The organism is Acidimicrobiia bacterium (assembly GCA_040881685.1).
GTDB lineage: Bacteria > Actinomycetota > Acidimicrobiia > IMCC26256 > PALSA-555 > SHVJ01.
In genome coordinates this window covers 154,924-171,006 of sequence record JBBECS010000053.1, presented here as the reverse complement: position 1 = coordinate 171,006, position 16,083 = coordinate 154,924, and the positions used below count along the sequence as shown (strand labels likewise).

17 protein-coding genes are annotated in these 16,083 nt (G+C 68.9%); 9 read left to right on the top strand and 8 right to left on the bottom strand.

Annotation, left to right across the window (positions count from 1 at the left end; genetic code table 11):
* The first annotated feature begins 62 nt into the window (after nucleotides 1–62).
* From WEE69_14540 to WEE69_14530, 3 genes are read left to right on the top strand one after another with little or no spacing between them, the layout of a single operon-like run.
* A complete protein-coding gene (locus tag WEE69_14540; GenBank protein MEX1146516.1) occupies nucleotides 63–677 on the top strand; it encodes a sigma-70 family RNA polymerase sigma factor in 615 nt (204 codons plus the stop codon).
* Nucleotides 664–1,887, top strand: a complete 1,224-nt coding sequence (locus tag WEE69_14535; GenBank protein MEX1146515.1) for a hypothetical protein — start codon at nucleotides 664–666, stop codon at nucleotides 1,885–1,887. Before WEE69_14540 ends, WEE69_14535 begins: the two co-directional genes overlap by 14 nt.
* A 57-nt stretch (nucleotides 1,888–1,944) precedes the next feature.
* The gene (locus WEE69_14530) at nucleotides 1,945–3,174 is read left to right on the top strand and encodes a hypothetical protein (protein ID MEX1146514.1); all 1,230 of its coding nucleotides are present in this window, start codon (nucleotides 1,945–1,947) and stop codon (nucleotides 3,172–3,174) included.
* 4 nt (nucleotides 3,175–3,178) lie between these two features.
* Here WEE69_14530 and WEE69_14525 read toward each other — a convergent pair whose 3' ends face one another.
* Together WEE69_14525 and WEE69_14520 are read right to left on the bottom strand one after the other, a co-directional pair.
* Nucleotides 3,179–3,649: a hypothetical protein gene (locus WEE69_14525; GenBank protein MEX1146513.1), complete on the bottom strand. Its 471-nt coding sequence runs from the start codon at nucleotides 3,647–3,649 to the stop codon at nucleotides 3,179–3,181.
* A gap of 2 nt (nucleotides 3,650–3,651) precedes the next feature.
* Nucleotides 3,652–4,719 (bottom strand): glycosyltransferase family 2 protein, encoded by a 1,068-nt coding sequence (locus tag WEE69_14520; protein ID MEX1146512.1) that lies wholly within the window; start codon nucleotides 4,717–4,719, stop codon nucleotides 3,652–3,654.
* A gap of 24 nt (nucleotides 4,720–4,743) precedes the next feature.
* Here WEE69_14520 and WEE69_14515 point away from each other — a divergent pair, with 24 nt between their 5' ends.
* The gene (locus WEE69_14515) at nucleotides 4,744–5,961 is read left to right on the top strand and encodes an acyl-CoA dehydrogenase family protein (protein ID MEX1146511.1); all 1,218 of its coding nucleotides are present in this window, start codon (nucleotides 4,744–4,746) and stop codon (nucleotides 5,959–5,961) included.
* A gap of 4 nt (nucleotides 5,962–5,965) precedes the next feature.
* The gene (locus WEE69_14510; GenBank protein MEX1146510.1) at nucleotides 5,966–6,859 is read left to right on the top strand and encodes an LLM class flavin-dependent oxidoreductase; all 894 of its coding nucleotides are present in this window, start codon (nucleotides 5,966–5,968) and stop codon (nucleotides 6,857–6,859) included.
* Nucleotides 6,860–6,862: 3 nt separating this feature from the next.
* Here WEE69_14510 and WEE69_14505 read toward each other — a convergent pair whose 3' ends face one another.
* The 6 genes from WEE69_14505 to WEE69_14480 form a co-directional block, all read right to left on the bottom strand.
* Nucleotides 6,863–7,759 carry a DMT family transporter gene (locus WEE69_14505; GenBank protein ID MEX1146509.1) on the bottom strand — a complete coding sequence of 299 codons (897 nt, stop codon included), beginning with the start codon at nucleotides 7,757–7,759 and terminating at the stop codon, nucleotides 6,863–6,865.
* Entirely contained in the window at nucleotides 7,752–8,489 is a 738-nt protein-coding gene (locus WEE69_14500) for a polysaccharide deacetylase family protein (protein ID MEX1146508.1), read from the bottom strand. The genes WEE69_14505 and WEE69_14500 overlap by 8 nt, the downstream gene beginning before the upstream one ends.
* 11 nt (nucleotides 8,490–8,500) lie before the next feature.
* Nucleotides 8,501–10,285: a glycosyltransferase gene (locus WEE69_14495; protein MEX1146507.1), complete on the bottom strand. Its 1,785-nt coding sequence runs from the start codon at nucleotides 10,283–10,285 to the stop codon at nucleotides 8,501–8,503.
* 58 nt (nucleotides 10,286–10,343) lie between these two features.
* Entirely contained in the window at nucleotides 10,344–11,309 is a 966-nt protein-coding gene (locus WEE69_14490; GenBank protein MEX1146506.1) for a prenyltransferase, read from the bottom strand.
* Nucleotides 11,310–11,410: 101 nt separating this feature from the next.
* Nucleotides 11,411–11,833, bottom strand: a complete 423-nt coding sequence (locus WEE69_14485; GenBank protein ID MEX1146505.1) for a hypothetical protein — start codon at nucleotides 11,831–11,833, stop codon at nucleotides 11,411–11,413.
* A gap of 84 nt (nucleotides 11,834–11,917) precedes the next feature.
* Entirely contained in the window at nucleotides 11,918–12,463 is a 546-nt protein-coding gene (locus WEE69_14480; GenBank protein ID MEX1146504.1) for a flavin reductase family protein, read from the bottom strand.
* A gap of 133 nt (nucleotides 12,464–12,596) precedes the next feature.
* Here WEE69_14480 and msrA point away from each other — a divergent pair, with 133 nt between their 5' ends.
* Genes msrA through WEE69_14460 form a run of 4 tightly spaced genes read left to right on the top strand, consistent with a single transcriptional unit; the run spans nucleotide 12,597 to nucleotide 15,989 of the window.
* Nucleotides 12,597–13,241: a peptide-methionine (S)-S-oxide reductase MsrA gene (msrA, locus tag WEE69_14475; protein ID MEX1146503.1), complete on the top strand. Its 645-nt coding sequence runs from the start codon at nucleotides 12,597–12,599 to the stop codon at nucleotides 13,239–13,241.
* Nucleotides 13,208–13,924 (top strand): maleylpyruvate isomerase family mycothiol-dependent enzyme, encoded by a 717-nt coding sequence (locus tag WEE69_14470; protein MEX1146502.1) that lies wholly within the window; start codon nucleotides 13,208–13,210, stop codon nucleotides 13,922–13,924. Before msrA ends, WEE69_14470 begins: the two co-directional genes overlap by 34 nt.
* Before the next feature lie 15 nt (nucleotides 13,925–13,939).
* The gene (locus WEE69_14465) at nucleotides 13,940–15,196 is read left to right on the top strand and encodes an MFS transporter (GenBank protein ID MEX1146501.1); all 1,257 of its coding nucleotides are present in this window, start codon (nucleotides 13,940–13,942) and stop codon (nucleotides 15,194–15,196) included.
* Nucleotides 15,197–15,218: 22 nt separating this feature from the next.
* Nucleotides 15,219–15,989 (top strand): crotonase/enoyl-CoA hydratase family protein, encoded by a 771-nt coding sequence (locus tag WEE69_14460; protein MEX1146500.1) that lies wholly within the window; start codon nucleotides 15,219–15,221, stop codon nucleotides 15,987–15,989.
* The last annotated feature ends 94 nt before the right edge of the window (nucleotides 15,990–16,083 follow it).

Here is a 16,083-nt window from a genome sequence, read left to right as displayed (position 1 = left end):
CGGTGGATCGGCACGTGGGAGGCAACCCTCCGCCCCCCTGATGCGTCGGAGGGGCGAGTCGCGTGACCCAGGAGTCCCCGGTGGCCGCCACGGCGTTCGTGCACAACGCGTCTCCACGCGCGCCCCGAGTCGCCCGGGGGGCGTCGTTGACCTCGGGAATGGACGCGCGGCTCCAGAGCTTCGTGGCGGACGAGTACCGCCAGGTCGTGGCGACGGTGGAGTTCGTGTGCGGGAGTCTGGCGACCGCAGAGGACGCGGTACAGGAGGCGATGGCGCGTGCATGGGAACGAGAGGCTCGCGGTGAGGCGATCGACCGACTCGCCGCGTGGGTGACGACGGTTGCACTCAACCTCGCACGGAGCCAGATGCGTCGATGGCGATCGGAACGCAAGGCGCACACCCGCCTGGCTCCGCTCCAGCGCGACCTGCCCGATGCGCCGAGCGCGAGCGGCGACGCCCTTGCCGTCCGCGAGGCACTGCGTGCGCTCCCCCGCCGCCAACGCGAAGTCACTGCGCTTCGGTACTACCTCGGGCTCGACGTGGCGGCGATCGCCGCCTGGCTCGGCATCGGTGAGGGCACGGTGAAGGCCCAGCTGTTCCGCGCTCGGCAAGGGCTCGCCGAGGCGCTGCGCGACGACATCGACGACGAGCGGGAGGATCACCATGCCGGTGGATGACGACCGCCTGCATTCCGCGTTCCGCGATGCGGCGCACGAACCATCGACCGAAGACGTTCTCGGGCGCGTTCACGCGAAGGTCGCGCGCCGCCAGACGATCCACCGCATCGAGCGCGGCGCTCTGGTGGCTGTGGTGTTCGCGGGCATGGTCGTGGCCGGCCTCGTCGTCCTCGACGAACGGGTGGCCGAGCAGCAGGTCGCGGTCCCGCTCGCACCCGGTTCGGTGCCCAAGGCTCGGGTAATCGACGGGCAGAGCATCCGGCGGGCCGACGTCGGTCGGGTCCGGCTCGAGCCGGACGAGGGCTATGTGCGCGGTCCGTTGCTCCCGAGCAGCGCCGGCACGATCGCGATGGCCGCGTACAACCGTGACGGCGCGACGTACACGTTCCCACCCTCACGCATCGTGCGCATCGACCGCGATGGCAAGGTGATCGACCGTATCGATCTCGAGGGAGAGGTGCTGTCGCTCGCCGACGGGGAGGGCGCGCGCTGGGCGCTCACGCACGACAAGACCGTGATCGGACCCGACGATCCGGAGTTCCGCATCAAGCGGATCGGACCCGACGAGTCGGTCAAGTCCAACCCGGTCCCACCTGGCGAGCAGCCGGTCGGCCGCATCGTGTCGAGCGGAGGTGGCGTGTGGGTCCCGGTGCGTGACGGCGTGCTGCGATTCGATCTCGATACCGGCGCGTTCGCCGCGAAGATCACACTCTCGACCCTGACCGACCGCCGAGAGGTCGTCGACGCTGGCAAGGGTGTCTACGTGTCCGACGGGCTCGAGTGGAAGCGCCTCGACCCGTCGGGCGACAACGCGATCTCGTTCGCCCTCGACGACAGCGGCCGGATCTCGGAGTTCGTCAGCGGCACGGTGGATGGCGTCGACGCTTGGTGGCTCGCGCGCACGCCCGACGGTCGCTCGGCAGTCGAGCGGTCGGACGCGTTCAATCCCGCGCCACCGTTCGATCATCTCGACCTGCCCGACGGCTTCGTTGCCGCCGACATCGTCGCGTTCGACGGGATCGCATGGGTCACCGGCTTGCTCAACAGCAAGCTCGCGCTCCTCAGGGTCGAGGTGGACGGCAATGCCCTCGCGGTCACGCGGACCGTGCGGCTCGGCAACCTGAGCGATGCAGCCGTCGCGCTCCTCTCCAACCGCGCCGTGTTCATCACGTCTCATGGAGCCGTCTTCCAGGTCAAGCTCCCCGAGTAGAGGCAACGCAGCAGCGCTCCCGTGCGTCGTGGAGGTGGACCACGACGAGGGGGAGCCATGCGACGTCCGCTCGGCACGCTCATGAGCACGATCGGAGTCAGCGCACTGGCGCTGTCGGTGGGTACGGCCGTTCCGCGGCACGCAGGTGACGGCGAGCTGCTGTACCTCGGCACCCGCAACGGGATTGCGGTGGTCGACTCGACGACAGGCGACACGATGCTGTCAGCGCGCGACGCGTTGCCGTCCGGTGACTGGTCCCAGATCCTGCGCGCCCGCGCGGCGGGCAACGGTTCGACCGTGGTGGAGGCGGTCGACCCCGTGACCGGAGAGATCCTGCGAACGCAGCGTTTCGATGAGGAGCTCAGCGTGCGCGCGGTGTCCCTGCACGGCGATCTCGTCGCGTTGATGCCCCGCGAGCCAGGGCGCTACGGCGGCAATGGCCTGTACCGACCGGCGAGCCGGGACGAGACCAGGATCGTCCTCACGCATCTCGACGGCTCGGCCCCGCGGTCGATCGATCTCGATGCCAACGTGGAGCCGGAGGCGTTCTCGAACGACAACGCGGCGCTCTTCGTCATCCGCTACGCGCCGGCTCTGCACCCCGATCGGTACCGGGTGAGCCGTCTCGACCTATCCACCGGAGAGCTGGGTTACGTGTTCACGAACGAGAAGGAGCTGCAAGGTGACATGCGCGGCATCGCGTACACGCAGGTCGTCGCGCCCGATGGAACGAAGGTCTACACGTTCTACAAGAAGCCCGACGGCGAGGCATTCGTGCACGTGCTGAACCTCGATCAGCAGTTCGCCAACTGCGTCGACCTCCCCGAAGGCTTCGGTACCGACCCCGCCGCCGTGGCGATCACCACCACACCGCAGGGTGGACAGGTCATCGTGGTGGACGGCGCCGCGCGCACGATGGTCGACGTGGACGCAACCGAGCTGAAGGTGCTGCGAACCAAGCCGTTCCGCGGGGTTCCGACCACGGGCGAACGGATCGTGGCAGTGGCGACGCCCAGCGGGGTCTATGTCTCGAGCGAGCGATCGGTCGTCGAGTTGAGTCGGGTGACGGGACGGCGCATGCAGGCGTGGTCGACCGATGGTCGAGTTCAGGCCCTTCACCTCGGCACGACAGGACTCGTCCTCGTGGCCGAGGGTGATCGGGTGACGGCATACAACTCGCGTGGTGGCGGCCGTAGTTGGAGTGTCAAGGTCCCAGAGGGTGGGATCCGCAGCGTTGCTGACACGCTTCCCTACACGGCGAAGGGCAGCGTGGACTGCGCGTGCTGACCAATCACGCGTCCTGCAGAATGCGCACCAGACGAGCGCGGTTGTAGCGCTGCACGAGGATGCACGGCACGTTGGCCGCGATCGCATAGGCGAGCATCGCGGTCGCGAGCCACCACGGCATCCACACGTAGAAGGTCGGCCCGAGCGCGAGGATCGGCCAATGCGCCAGCTCGGCGCGCCGCGTCTCCACGAGGAATTGCTCGAGGTACGCGCGATCGTGGCGAACTGTGCGCTTGGCAAAGCCGCCACGAAACAGCGCGCCAGCCTCGGGCAACAGGTCCTTCCAGCGCTTGATCCGCAACCAGTGGTCGTAAACCCGCCCAGCATGCTCGGGCGTGCGGAGACGCAGGAGCCATCCGTCGTGGTCGAGCCGGCGCGCCGGGATCCGATGCGCGACATAGCCACACAAGGTGCTCCAGAGAGCCCACGTCACCGCTCCCCCGAGCGCGAGCGCAACGTTGCGCGACGACGCCATTCCTACGAGCCGCGCAGTCGGATCGTGCGGCCCTTCCAGCGCACCCGACCGAGCACCGTCAGCACGATGGAGGCGCCGAAGAGCAGGACGAATGCCAGCGCGAGCAGCGGATACGCGAGCGCAGTGAGCGGGCCGAAGCTGCCGATCTGACGCAGCATGACGAAGATCTGGACCACGAACGCCACGTACGCCACGAGCACGAACCACGAGCCGTCGTCGCCCACCCAGATCCCCAGGCCTGCAGTGATCCACACGCCGAACAACATTGCCCGTAGGACGGGCGTGGCTCGTGCCCCTGCCGCCACGTTCTTCGTCCACCCCTCCACGAGATCGCGCGGCCGGTCATACATGCGGAAGTCGACGACGCCCACACCACCGTGAAGCGTGATCGGGTCGCCCGCGGCCGCGAACCGTCGGGCCAACGCGACGTCGTCGAGCACCGCGCCGAGAACCTCGGGGTGTTCGACATGCGTGAGGAATGCGTCGCGCCGGCACATCATCACGGGACCGAACGCCAGCACCGGCCGCCACCGGGTCCGCAGCGGCGACGCGATCCCCGTGCCCATCACCGCGACGAGGTTGAAGAACGCGGACGCGTGCTCCCACCATCGTCGGACCCGGTGGTACGGCTGCACCGACACGAGCCCACCGACGCGCGGAAACAGCACTCCCATCCGCGCGAGGAACTGCGGGGACGGAGCCACGTCAGCGTCGAGCAGGACCACGACCTCTTCGTGCGCTGCCCTGACGCCTTGTGCGAGCGCCCATGGCTTTCCAACCCATCCTGGAGGGAGTGGCTGGCCGGCGATGACCTGCGCGCCTCGCGCGCGAGCAACCGCGGCCGTCGCGTCGTGTGATTCATCGTCCACCACGATCACCTCAGCGGCGGGCATCGTCTGCTCCGCCAATCGGTCGAGAATCACGGGGAGCATTCGCTCCTCGTCGCGCGCAGGAATGACGACGGAAATTGCGGGTGCGGGTACGAAGTCGTTCAAGAGCCGCACTCGGGAGACCCGCCAACAGAGCCACCACCCGATTGACCAACCGACACCGACCAACAGCACCCGCACAGAGCGAAATGTAGGGTGCGGATCGTGGACTTCGCGTTGAGCGCGCGCTGTGAGCAGATGCGCGAGCACTTGAGTGACTTCATCGCCACCGTCGTGGACCCCGCGACGCCGGTGTATCAACGTGAGGTCGAGGAGTCCGGCGATCCTCACTTCCATCCGCCGGTGATGGAGGAGCTGAAGACCGCGGCGCGCTCACGCGGCCTGTGGAACCTCTTTCTCCCCGACGAGCGCCACGGAGCCGGCCTCACGAACCTCGAGTACGCGCCGCTGTGCGAGCTCATGGGCGCGAGCCCGTTGGCGGCCGAGGCGACGAACTGCTCAGCGCCCGACACGGGCAACATGGAGGTGCTGGCGCACTTCGGCACGCCACTCGTGCAGGATCAGTTCCTCCAACCGCTGCTCGACGGCGAGATCCGCTCCTGCTTCGCCATGACCGAGCCGTGGGTAGCGAGCAGCGACGCCACGAACATCTCGAGCCGGATCGAACGCGACGGCGACCACTACGTGGTAAACGCGCACAAGTGGTGGACGAGCGGTGCGGCATCACCGCGCTGTCGCGTCGCGGTGGTCATGGGCGTGTCCGATCCCGACGCCGACCCGTACCACCGCCATTCGATGGTGATCGTGCCGTTCGACGCCCCCGGCTTCCGGGTCGTGCGCACGCTGCCGGTGCTGAGCCACGACGGCGGTGGCGGACACTGCGAGACGCTTTTCGAGAACGTGCGCGTGCCGGCCGAGTATCTCCTCGGTGAAGAAGGTGGCGGCTTCGCGATCGCGCAGGCGCGCCTGGGGCCTGGGCGCATCCATCACTGCATGCGCGCCGTGGGAGTCGCCGAACGCGCGCTCGAGCTCATGTGCCAGCGGGCTCAGCAGCGCGTCGCGTTCGGCAAGCCCCTCGCCGACCAGGGCGTCGTGCAGGACAACATCGCCGAGAGTCGCATCGCCATCGAGCAGGCCCGGCTGCTCACGATGAAGGCCGCCTGGCTCATGGACACGGTCGGCAACAAGGGTGCTCGTTTCGAGATCGCGGCGATCAAGGTGGTCGCCGCACGCATGGCCACGACGGTCGTCGACCGGGCGATCCAGGTGTTCGGCGGTGCGGGCTTGTCCGACGACTGGCCGCTCGCGCAGATGTACACGTACGCCCGCACGTTGCATTTCGTCGACGGCCCCGACGAGGTGCACAAGATGCAGATCGCCCGCCGCGAGCTCCGCAAGCACGAGGCGTACCGCAAGGCGTGATGGGGTGAAGACGCGCATCGGGTTCGGCCTGGGCGTCGCGGGGCTCCGTGATGAAGGGCGCTTCGGTCAGCTCGTGGACGCCCTCGAAGGCAACGGGTTCGACTCGTTGTGGCTTTCCGAACGCGTCGCGGGTGATGCGCCCGACCCGGTCGTCGGACTCGCCTTCGCGGCCGGGCGAACCGAGAAGCTCAAGCTCGGCACCAGCGTCCAGGTGCTCCCCGGCCGCAACCCCGCCCTGCTCGCGAAGGAGTGGGCCAGCCTCGACCGCCTCTCGGGTGGGCGCGCGCTCCCCGCCTTCGGGTTGGGGAATCCGATCGCCGCCGAGCACCAGGCGTTCGGTGTCGCGCGGGAAGACCGAGCGCCCGTCTTCGACGAGGTGCTCCCGCTCCTGCGCCGCCTCTGGGCCGAGGACGACTTGCACCACGACGGGAAGTGGTTCCACTACGAGGGGCTCACCGTGCACCCCAAGCCCGCCGACGGTCGGCTCGATGTGTGGCTCGGGGGCCGCGCGCCGAGCGAGCTGCGACGATGCGGACGGTTGGGTGACGGCTGGCTCGCGAGCTTCTTCACACCAGCGGACTGTGCGGGTGGGCGCCCGGTGATCGAGGCAGAAGCCGAGCGCGAAGGCCGCGAGATCGACCCCGAGCACTTCGGCGCGATGGTGACGTACTCGCACGACGAGATCCCCGACGCGCTGCGCGCCCGCCTCGCGGCACTTCGTGGCGACATCGACGCGGCCGATCTCGTACCGGTTGGCCTTCCCGCACTGCGAGAGCGTCTCGTTGAATACGTCGAGGTCGGCTTCACGAAGCTCGTGCTCGTGCCCCTGGCCGAGCCCGACGATTGGCACGCCGAGCTCTCCCGCGTCGCCGACGCGGTGCTCGACCTCCAGACCTGAGACCTACCCGACGGGGAGCGCGGCGGCGCTGGCTCCGTGCGCCTCCGTGACGAGCGGAGAGCGCGCGAGGCGCAGCGTGCCCACGATCATCACGACGACCGCAACGACGGTGGCTGCGACCGCGGGCACACCTGACGCACCGAACCGTTCATCGAAGAGCGCCACACCGAGCATGGCGCTCAGCACCGGGTTCGTCACCGAGATCGCCGGGAGCGATGCCGCGAGGTGGCCGGCCTGGAAGGCGCTCTGGTTGAGCACCAGGCCCGCGATCGACACCGTGACGAGCACATACGGTTGCCAGTGCGAGAACGCGTCGACCACACCGTGGTCGAAGAGGTCCACGGTCGCCTTCGTGAGCACCGCCGTGAGCGCATAGATCGTGCCCGTCGCCAAGCCGAACAGCAGCGCCCGTTCGGAGGCTTTGCGCGCGCGTCGCCCGAACGCGACGGCCGTCCCCGCGATGAGCGCGATGGCGGCTCCCGCGATGATCCAGGCGGTCGTGGAGGCAACCGATGAGCTCCCGTGCGGATCGCCGACCCCCACGAACACCGAGAGCCCGACCACGACGAGGACGGCGGCTGACAGGTCGCGCCGTGTCACGCGCGCTGGCTTCCCCACGGTGGCGAGCGGGATCGCGAACAGCAGGCTGCTGACGAGCACCGGTCCCACCACCACGACCGAGCCCACGCCGAGCGCAGCGGCTTCGAACGCGTACGCCGCGATGTCGAACGCGATCCCGAGCAACCAGAGCGGTCGCCTGACGAGTCGGCCGATGAGCCGCGGAGACAGGGCGAGCTCGACGGGCTGCTCGACGGCGACGCGCTGCTGGAGCACGGCGGCGGTCGCATAGCAACCGCCGCCGACAAGTGCGAGGCCGACCGCGAGGGCGGTGTCAGACATCGGACGTGATGCGCGAACCCCGCAGGCCGTGGTCCCGCAGCGGCCCGACCGTGAGGTCGCGTGCTGCGAACGCTTCGGCGAGCAAGGGCAGCGAACCCAACGCGTTCCGCCACGATCCGGGGTCGGACTGACAGTCCGAGTCGTGGAGCAGCAGGGTGCCGCCGTCGATGTCGCGCGCCAGCAGCTCCTCGGTGACGATCTCGGGTGACGATTCGTCACGCCAATCGCGCCCCCAGTTCGTCCACAGCACGGTTGTCAGGCCGGCGCGCCGCGCCCCCCAGAACGCACCGAAGGCGAGCGTTCCGAACGGTGGACGGAAGAACACCGGCTCGCGGCCGGCGAGCTCGGCGAGGGTGTCGCGACATCGCTGGATGTCGGCCCGCGCCGACCACGGCGACCGTCGCAGCATGTTGCGGTGTTCGTCGCCATGCACGGCGATCTCGTGCCCGGCCGCCACGACTTCGGCGACGAGACCGGGGGCCTTTCGCGCCATCGTGCCCAGCATGAAGAACGTGGCGCGCCAGTCGAGGCGGTCGAGCTCGGCGAGGAACTTCGGCGTCGACGCCGGATCCGGACCGTCGTCGAAGGTGAGCGCGACGTGACCAGAGCGGCCCCGACCGTGCAGCGCTGGTACGACGTACATGCCGAGGGGATACACGCCAGGAAGTCCCGGACCCGCGTGCAGCAGCGCACCGACCCCGACGAGACCTGCGACCGAGGCCGACGCCACCACCTCGACGCTCAGCGCAGCTCCTCGAGTGGGCGAACCTCGAGCCCCTGAGCCTCGGCTCGCGCCACGAACCACGCGAGCGCGACCGCGACCAAGGCCGGATCGCGGCGGCGCCCGTCGAGGAGGTAGATCTTGCGCTCCTCGAGCTCGGGAGGCGCCGCTTCGGGATGGAACTCCTCGTTGACGCGCACGAGCCGTTGCTTGTCCTTGCCAGTGCGACAGTAGAGCTGGTCGAACGCATCGATCGACCGCCCGGGCACGAACTCGTGCATCCGCTCACCTGAGGTCGCGGCAATCACCCGCCACGACTTGTCACAGTCGTCCTGCGCACGGTCCCAACGGAGGAACCGACTCTTCCCCCATCCGCCGTTGGCAAGGTCGACGCCGGCACTCGCGAGCTCCTGCAGCGTCCGCCCCGCGTGCCGAGCCGTCCGACCGCTGACAACGAGCGTCACCTCGGCGTCCTCGATCGCAGTGACGACCTCGGAGCTCTGCAGCTCGATGCTGTCGACGCGCACGCCGAGGTACACGGTGTCGGCGACGCCCTTCGGCGGCTTGGCCACACCCACCCCCAGCGCGGCGACGCCGTGCGCGCCCACCGTGAGCGCGAGGTAGAGCCCACAGAGCGATGCGGCGCCGAACGCAACCCTGCGTCGACCCCGTCTCACGCGTAACGGCGTGAGCAAGGCGTGGGCCGGGGTGTCGGCGGCGAGCTCGATTGCGTCGTCGGCGGGATCTCCCGCGAAGAGGGCCTGACCCGATGCAACCAAGGTGTCGCGCTCCAGACCCGGAGCCGTCGCTTGGTCCAGGGCCTCGGCCAGCTCGTGCTCATCTCGCGCGTAGCGACTCACACCGGCCGCGGCCATGCAGCTCGCGTTGTCTTTCCCGTGGCCCGGGATGGGTCGGAAGGTGATGACGGGGAGTCCGGCCGCGAATGCTTCCATCGCGGTGAGCCCACCGGCGTTCTCGACTGTGGCGTCGGCCGCGGCCATGAGCGCCGGCATCTCGTCGGTCCAGCCGAGGACCGTGCCATTGACGCCGCGTTCGAGGAGCGACGAGCGCAGCCGTTCGTCACGCCCGCACACGGTGATCGGGTGGTAGTGCGCGCCGCATCGTGTGATCGCATCGACGGTGTCCGGCATCTCGCCGACGCCCCACGAGCCGGCGACCACAAGGATGGCGCGCTCGTCGGGACGAATGCCGAGCTGCTGGCGCATCGCCTCGCGGTCGCCGTTCCGATCGCGGAAACGGTCGGCGACGAGCGGCCCCGATGGGCGGTTGACGCGTCCACCGAGCGCGCCGGCTGCTCGGGCCGAACCGGGGCTGACCGCGAGGTTGAGATCGATACCAGGGTGCACCCAGAGTGGGTGCACACCGAAGTCACAGAGGTAGCTCGCAACCGGCACCCGCAGCGTCTGCTGCTTGCGCATGAGACCGAGGACGAGCGAGGCGAGCCAGTACGTCGAGACGATGGCGTCAGGGCGAGTGTCTCGGAGCGCGCGCTTGATGGCGCGTCGTGAGAACCAGGTCGCGACGAGCGCCAGGGGGCGACGGATCACGCGTCCGAGGCGACGACTGAACATGTGATACGAGGCGTCGTAGGTCGCCGGCAATCGGTTGAGCTGGAAGCGGTAGCTCCAACGCAGCCAGCGACCGATGCCGAACGGCAGCATCGTGAGGTAGTCGACGACGTGGACGTCGTGACCCCGTTCTGTCAGCCGTCGCTCGAGCTCGTAGGCCGCGCCATTGTGCCCGGCGCCCATCGACGCCGAGACGATCAAAATCCCTCGACGCACGGACAAACGATAGCCGTGAGCAGGCGAAATCAATCCTCGGATGCCCGGCCGGGCCGCGTCACACCCCGGTTGCGGCGCCGGCGAGCAGACCGAGGACGAGCAGCGCCCCCGCGACACGCGTGTGCACGAACGCCAAGGCGGCGAACCAGAGCGGCCAGATGGGGAACCCCTCCGGTGGGGCGTCGGGCTTGGGTCGAGAGAACGCCCTCCACACCCGAGCGAGGCGTACGAGCCCGAGGAGGCAGCCGAGCGCGAGGACGGGCATCGTGCCGAGCGCCACGATCAGCCCGACGAGCGGATAGAAGGCCGCCATCAGGCCTTGGGTCAGCGCCCGGGCGCGGCGCTCGCCGACCAGCACGGGCAGGGTGCGCGTGCCGGCGGGCTCGTCCCAAGGGATCTTGTCGATGTGCTTGCCCATGAGGACGGTGGTACAGAGCAGCGCGTACGGCACGGACGCGAGCACGACCTCCCAGGGCACGTTGCCGACCGCCGCGTAATACGTGCCGCCCACCATGAGCGGGCCCCACACGACGAAGACCGTCGGCTCGCCGAGCCCACGCTTCTTCAATCGGAGGGGAGGAGCCGTGTAAGCAAAGGAGAGGAGGAAGCCGCCGAGCGCGAACGCGAGGATCGGCCAGCCACGCTCGTCCACCAGCACCACCAGGATCGCCAGGTCGATCAGGTTCACCAGCAACGCCCGAATCGCGAGGCCGGACCTGGTCGTCATCCCCGACAGCACCGGGTGGGGCGCGTAGAGGGCACGCGGGTAGTCGTCGGAGTCGGTGCCGACCTGGAGATCGAAGAGGTCGTTCATGAGGTTGTTGGCCACGTGCGCGAGCACGATGCCGACACCAGCCAGAGCACAGAGCCCGACGTCGACGGTGTCAGCGTTCCACCAGGCCAGCAGGCCGGCGACAAGTGCCGCGGTGATGGTCATCGGCAGGACCGAGGCGCGCGAGAGCACGAGCCAACGCGTGATCGTGTCGAGCGTGCCTGCTGGCGCGTTCCCCGTGACGAAGGCCACGCGCCACCGATGCGCGAGACGGGTCCGCGGAGGGGCGGGTGCAGCCTCAGCAGGCTCACGGACGGTGGCCACGAGCTCGAGCGTAACCGTGAAGGATCCACCTACCACGGGGAACGGCATGGCAGGATTTCTTGTGTCTGCGCCGTTCGGCGCGTGAGTGAGGGGGCATTGATGCCGGCGAAGCGCAAGGCGACGAAGCGGCGCACCACCAAGAAGTCGGCGTCCCGCAAGACGACGAGACGGACCACCGCGAAGCGCAGGACTGCGAAGCGGGCACCTGCAAAGCGCAAGGCGACGAAGCGGCGCACCACCAAGAAGAAGGCTGCTGCCAGGAAGCCGGCCAAGCGGCGCGCGACCAAGAGGAAGACGACGCGCAAGCCGGCCAGGCGCAAGGCGGCCAAGCGGCGCACCACCAAGAAGACCGCCGCCAAGAAGACCGCCGCCAAGAAGCCCGCCCCGATGCCGTCCGCACCACCGATGGCCAGCGCGCCATCGACGGGGCCGAGCCTCTGGGACCGACTCACCGGCAAGACGAGTTAACGCGAGACGACGAGTACCCGCGACGGCGGTCGACCGAGGGGTCGGCCGCCGTTTCGCGTGATGTCCCGCTAGCCGCCGTAGTTCATCTTGGTGTCTTCCATGCGTAGCACCGGCGTCTCCTCACCCTTCAGGAATCCGGCGTCGACGACCTCGCCGGCGAAGAGCGTGTGGTCCCCCGCGCTGAGCCGGTCACGCACCTCACAGTCCACGAACGCGACCGCCTGCGCGAGGACCGGGGCACCCGTCACGCGTTCGACGTAGGCGAACCCGTTCAGCGTCTTCGCCTGGAGGTCCACCTCCACGGGCTTCGTGAACTTGCGGACGATGGCGCGGTCCTCACGATCGATCAGCGACACCGAGAAGCAGCCGCTCGCATCGATGAGCTCGTGCGTGAGCGCCTCGCGCTCGACGCTCACACTCACCCACTTGGGGTCGAACGACAGCTGGGTCACCCAGTTGGCCGTCATGCCGTTGCGCCGCTCGGCGCGGTCCGTGGAGCCGATCACGTAGAGACCCGACGGCATCGTCCACAAGACCCGGCGACGGAGGCGGTCGTACTCGTCTTCGTCGACACCGGAGGGAAACGGACCGACCAGACCGTGTTGCGTAGGCATCCGGGGACCGTATCCCCAACGAACGCCAGTAGCGTAGGACACAGCACAACGTAGGAGGAGGAGGCGGCGGCGGCTTTGCCGACCGTCGACGCACGGAGTCGTCTCAACCCGTCGTAGACCAATGGAGGACAGCATGGGGTCGACGTCGATGCCGACGCCTGAGCAGGCGCTCCCCGGGCGCGGCGACGAGATGACGGTGCCCGAGGCGCATTTCGTGCTCGGCACGCCGCTTCGCGGGCCGTTCCCCGACGGGTTCGAGACCGCCATGTTCGGGATGGGGTGCTTCTGGGGCGCGGAACGCAAGTTCTGGGAGGCCGACGGCGTCTACACCACTGCGGTCGGCTACTCGGGAGGCTTCACCCCCAACTCGTCGTATGAAGAGGTGTGCAGCGGGCGCACTGGGCACAACGAGGCCGTGCTGGTCGTCTTCGACCCGTCGCGCACCAACTACGAGGCCACGCTGCGCGTGTTCTGGGAGAGCCACGACCCGACGCAAGGGATGCGCCAAGGTAACGACGTCGGGACGCAGTATCGCTCCGGCATCTACGTGTTCAGCGAAGAGCAGCGGGCAACGGCCGAACGATCGCGCGAGATGTTCCAGGAGGTGCTCGACCGCGAAGGATTCGGGACCATCACCACCGAGATCGTCGAGGCCAAGTCGTTCTACTACGCCGAGGCGTACCACCAGCAGTACCTGGCCAAGAACCCGGGCGGATACTTCGGGCTCGGAGGCACCGGCCTGTCGTGCCCGATCGGCATCGCGACGGCCGAATCGTGAACGACTGGGACTACGCGTCTGCCTACCGCGAGCTTCTCGAGCGCGTCACTGACCTGGTGCGCGCTCACCCCGACGAGCTCGACGAGGTAGCCCCCGCCACGCCTGAGTGGCGCGTGCGAGACATCGTTGCGCATCTCGCGGGAATCTGTGACGACGTCGCGCACGCACGCCTCGACGGTGTCGGAAGTGAAGAGTGGACGAACGCCCAAGTCGAGCCGCGACGCGGCTGGTCGACCGAGCGCCTCCTCGACGACTGGCGCGAGCACGCCTCAGCGATCGAGCCGCAGATCGGTACCTTCCCGCCGATCGTGGTCGGACAGATGATCACCGACGCGTACACGCACGAGCAGGACATCCGCGGCGCGCTGCGCACGCGGGGTGGCCGCGATGCCAGCGCGCTCGCCATCGCGTTCGACTGGGGGACCGATCGGCTCGGCGATCGCCTCGACCAGGAAGGTCACGGCTCTGTGGTCTTCGAGACCGACACGGAGACCAAGACGGTCGGCCCCGGCGAGCCCGTCACGAGACTGCGCGCCGATCGCTTCGATGTCGTTCGTGGCTTCACCGGCCGGCGAAGCCTGGCCCAGCTCAAGGCGATGGACTGGGACGGCCCGTTTGAACCCGAAGCATTGCTGCTCTCGACGACGCTCTTCCGGCCCGCCGCGACCGATCTCGTCGAATAACCGCCGGCGGTCGTCGTGGCGCTGCCCCGGTCGTTCGCGCCGCTTCGCCACCGCCAGTTCGCCGGGCTGTGGACCGGCGCGTTCTTCTCGAACATCGGGACCTGGATGGAGGCGGTCGCCGTCGGCATCCTCGTCACGGAGGTCACCCATCAGGCCGTGTGGGCTGCCATCGTGGCCGCGGCAGGCTTCGTGCCGAACGCGATCATCGGCCCGTTCGGCGGCGCGCTGGCGGATCGAGTGCCCCGACGACGACTGCTGCTCGGGACGACCGCCGTGCAGACCACGCTCGCAGGAGTGCTCACCGCGCTCGCCGCGCTCGACGCGACCGAGCCCTGGGCAGTCACCCTGATCGTGCTCGCGTCAGGCTGTGCCGGCGCGCTCGGGTTCCCGTCGTACCAATCGATGATGCCCGACCTCGTCCCGCGTGAAGAGCTCACCGCGGCTGCCGCGCTCGGCGCCGCGCAGTGGAACTTGGGACGCGTGGTCGGTCCCGCACTCGCCGGCGCGGTGATCGCGGCCGGCGGCTACGAGTGGGCTTTCGCGATCAACACGGTGAGCTTTCTCGCGGTGATCGCGGCCGTCGCTCCGCTCAAGCTTCCCGCGCCCACACCCAAAGCGGGTGAGTCGATCCCGCGAGCGATCAAAGACGGCATCCTCTTCTCCGTTCGGGAACCCGGGATCCGCGCGGTCATGGTCTACGTGGGATTGAACTCGCTGCTCGCGGCGCCCTTCATCGGTCTCGTGGCACCGATGGCGAAGGTCGTGACCGGGCACGCCCGCGATGCCTCGGTGCTCGTGACGACCCAGGGAGTCGGTGCGGTTCTGATGGTGCTGCTGCTGGGTGGGCTCGCGGCTCGGTTCGGCAATCGCCACGTCGTATTGACCGCGGTGACAGCCCTGCCAGTGGCATTGGTGCTCTACGCGTTCGCGCCATCGCTCGCCCTTTCCGCCGCGGCGATCTTCGCGGTGGGTTTCCTCTACCTCGGCTGCCTGTCGAGCTTCACGTCGATCGCGCAGCTACGGGCATCACCAGAGTTCCGAGGTCGGGTGATGAGCGCGCTGATGGTGCTGCTCGGCACGTTGTACCCGCTGGGTCTGCTCATCCAGGGCGCACTCGCTGACGAGATCGGACTTCGAGCGACCACGGCTGGAGCCGCGGTGATCCTGGCGATCACGGTGGCCGCGACTCGCGCGATGAATCCCGGGTTCGACCGCGAGCTCGGCGACATCGCACCACGGGCCGACACCGCTCCGATCGCCGCGACCGAATAGCCCCGCTCACTAGCCTCGCCCCATGACGATCCTCGAGCGTGAACGGCGGGGGCGAGTCGAGATCCTGCGACTGAACCGGCCGGAAGCCCGCAACGCGATGAGTCCCGAGCTGTCGCTCGCCATTGAGGACGCGCTCGACGACATCGAGCACGAACGTGACGTATGGACCGTGGTGATCACGGGCACCGGCCCGATCTTCTGCGCCGGCGCGGACCTGAAGGTGGTCGCGCAGGGCCGCGGTCTCGAGATCAACGCCCCCAAGGGTGGCTTCGGCGGCCTCGTGCAGCGCGACTTCCCGAAGCCCGTGATCGCGGCCGTAAACGGGCCCGCGCTCGCGGGAGGCTTCGAGCTCGTGCTCGCGTGCGACCTGGTGGTCGCCGCGGAAGACGCCACGTTCGGGCTTCCGGAGACCAAGCGCGGCCTCCTCGCCGGTGCGGGCGGACCAATCCGACTCACGAAGCGCATCGCGCTCGCCACGGCGCTCGAGATCGTGATGACCGGCGAACAGATCCCGGCCGCGCGCGCGTTCGAGCTCGGCCTCGTGAACCGCGTCGTCCCCGGCGACCGAGTCGTCGACGAGGCCGTCGCCCTCGCGGAGCGCATCAACGAGAACTCGCCCACCGCGGTGCGCCTGGGTCGCCGTCTCGTCAAGGACGCGGCCGACCTCACCGAAGAGCAGGGCTGGGCCCGAACCAACGAGCTCGCCCGCGAGATGTTCTCGAGCCCCGATCCGATCGAAGGCGCCACCGCGTTTGCCGAGAAGCGCCAGCCGAAGTGGGCTGATCCCGCCTAGGACGTGCGGCGACCGGAGCGAAAGGCGGGGGAGCTCGCCGGGAGCAAGCGAGCGACCCGAAGGGCGGCGCCGGGTATCCCGGCGCCGAGCGAGC

Bases quoted from the DNA above. Each gene is read 5' to 3' on its own strand.
- WEE69_14530 (MEX1146514.1), top strand. From the start codon at position 1,945: ATGCGACGTCCGCTCGGCACGCTCATGAGCACGATCGGAGTCAGCGCA.
- WEE69_14525 (MEX1146513.1), bottom strand. From the start codon at position 3,649: ATGGCGTCGTCGCGCAACGTTGCGCTCGCGCTCGGGGGAGCGGTGACG.
- msrA (MEX1146503.1), top strand. From the start codon at position 12,597: ATGGGGTCGACGTCGATGCCGACGCCTGAGCAGGCGCTCCCCGGGCGC.
- WEE69_14480 (MEX1146504.1), bottom strand. From the start codon at position 12,463: ATGCCTACGCAACACGGTCTGGTCGGTCCGTTTCCCTCCGGTGTCGAC.
- WEE69_14505 (MEX1146509.1), bottom strand. From the start codon at position 7,759: ATGTCTGACACCGCCCTCGCGGTCGGCCTCGCACTTGTCGGCGGCGGT.
- WEE69_14535 (MEX1146515.1), top strand. From the start codon at position 664: ATGCCGGTGGATGACGACCGCCTGCATTCCGCGTTCCGCGATGCGGCG.
- WEE69_14460 (MEX1146500.1), top strand. From the start codon at position 15,219: ATGACGATCCTCGAGCGTGAACGGCGGGGGCGAGTCGAGATCCTGCGA.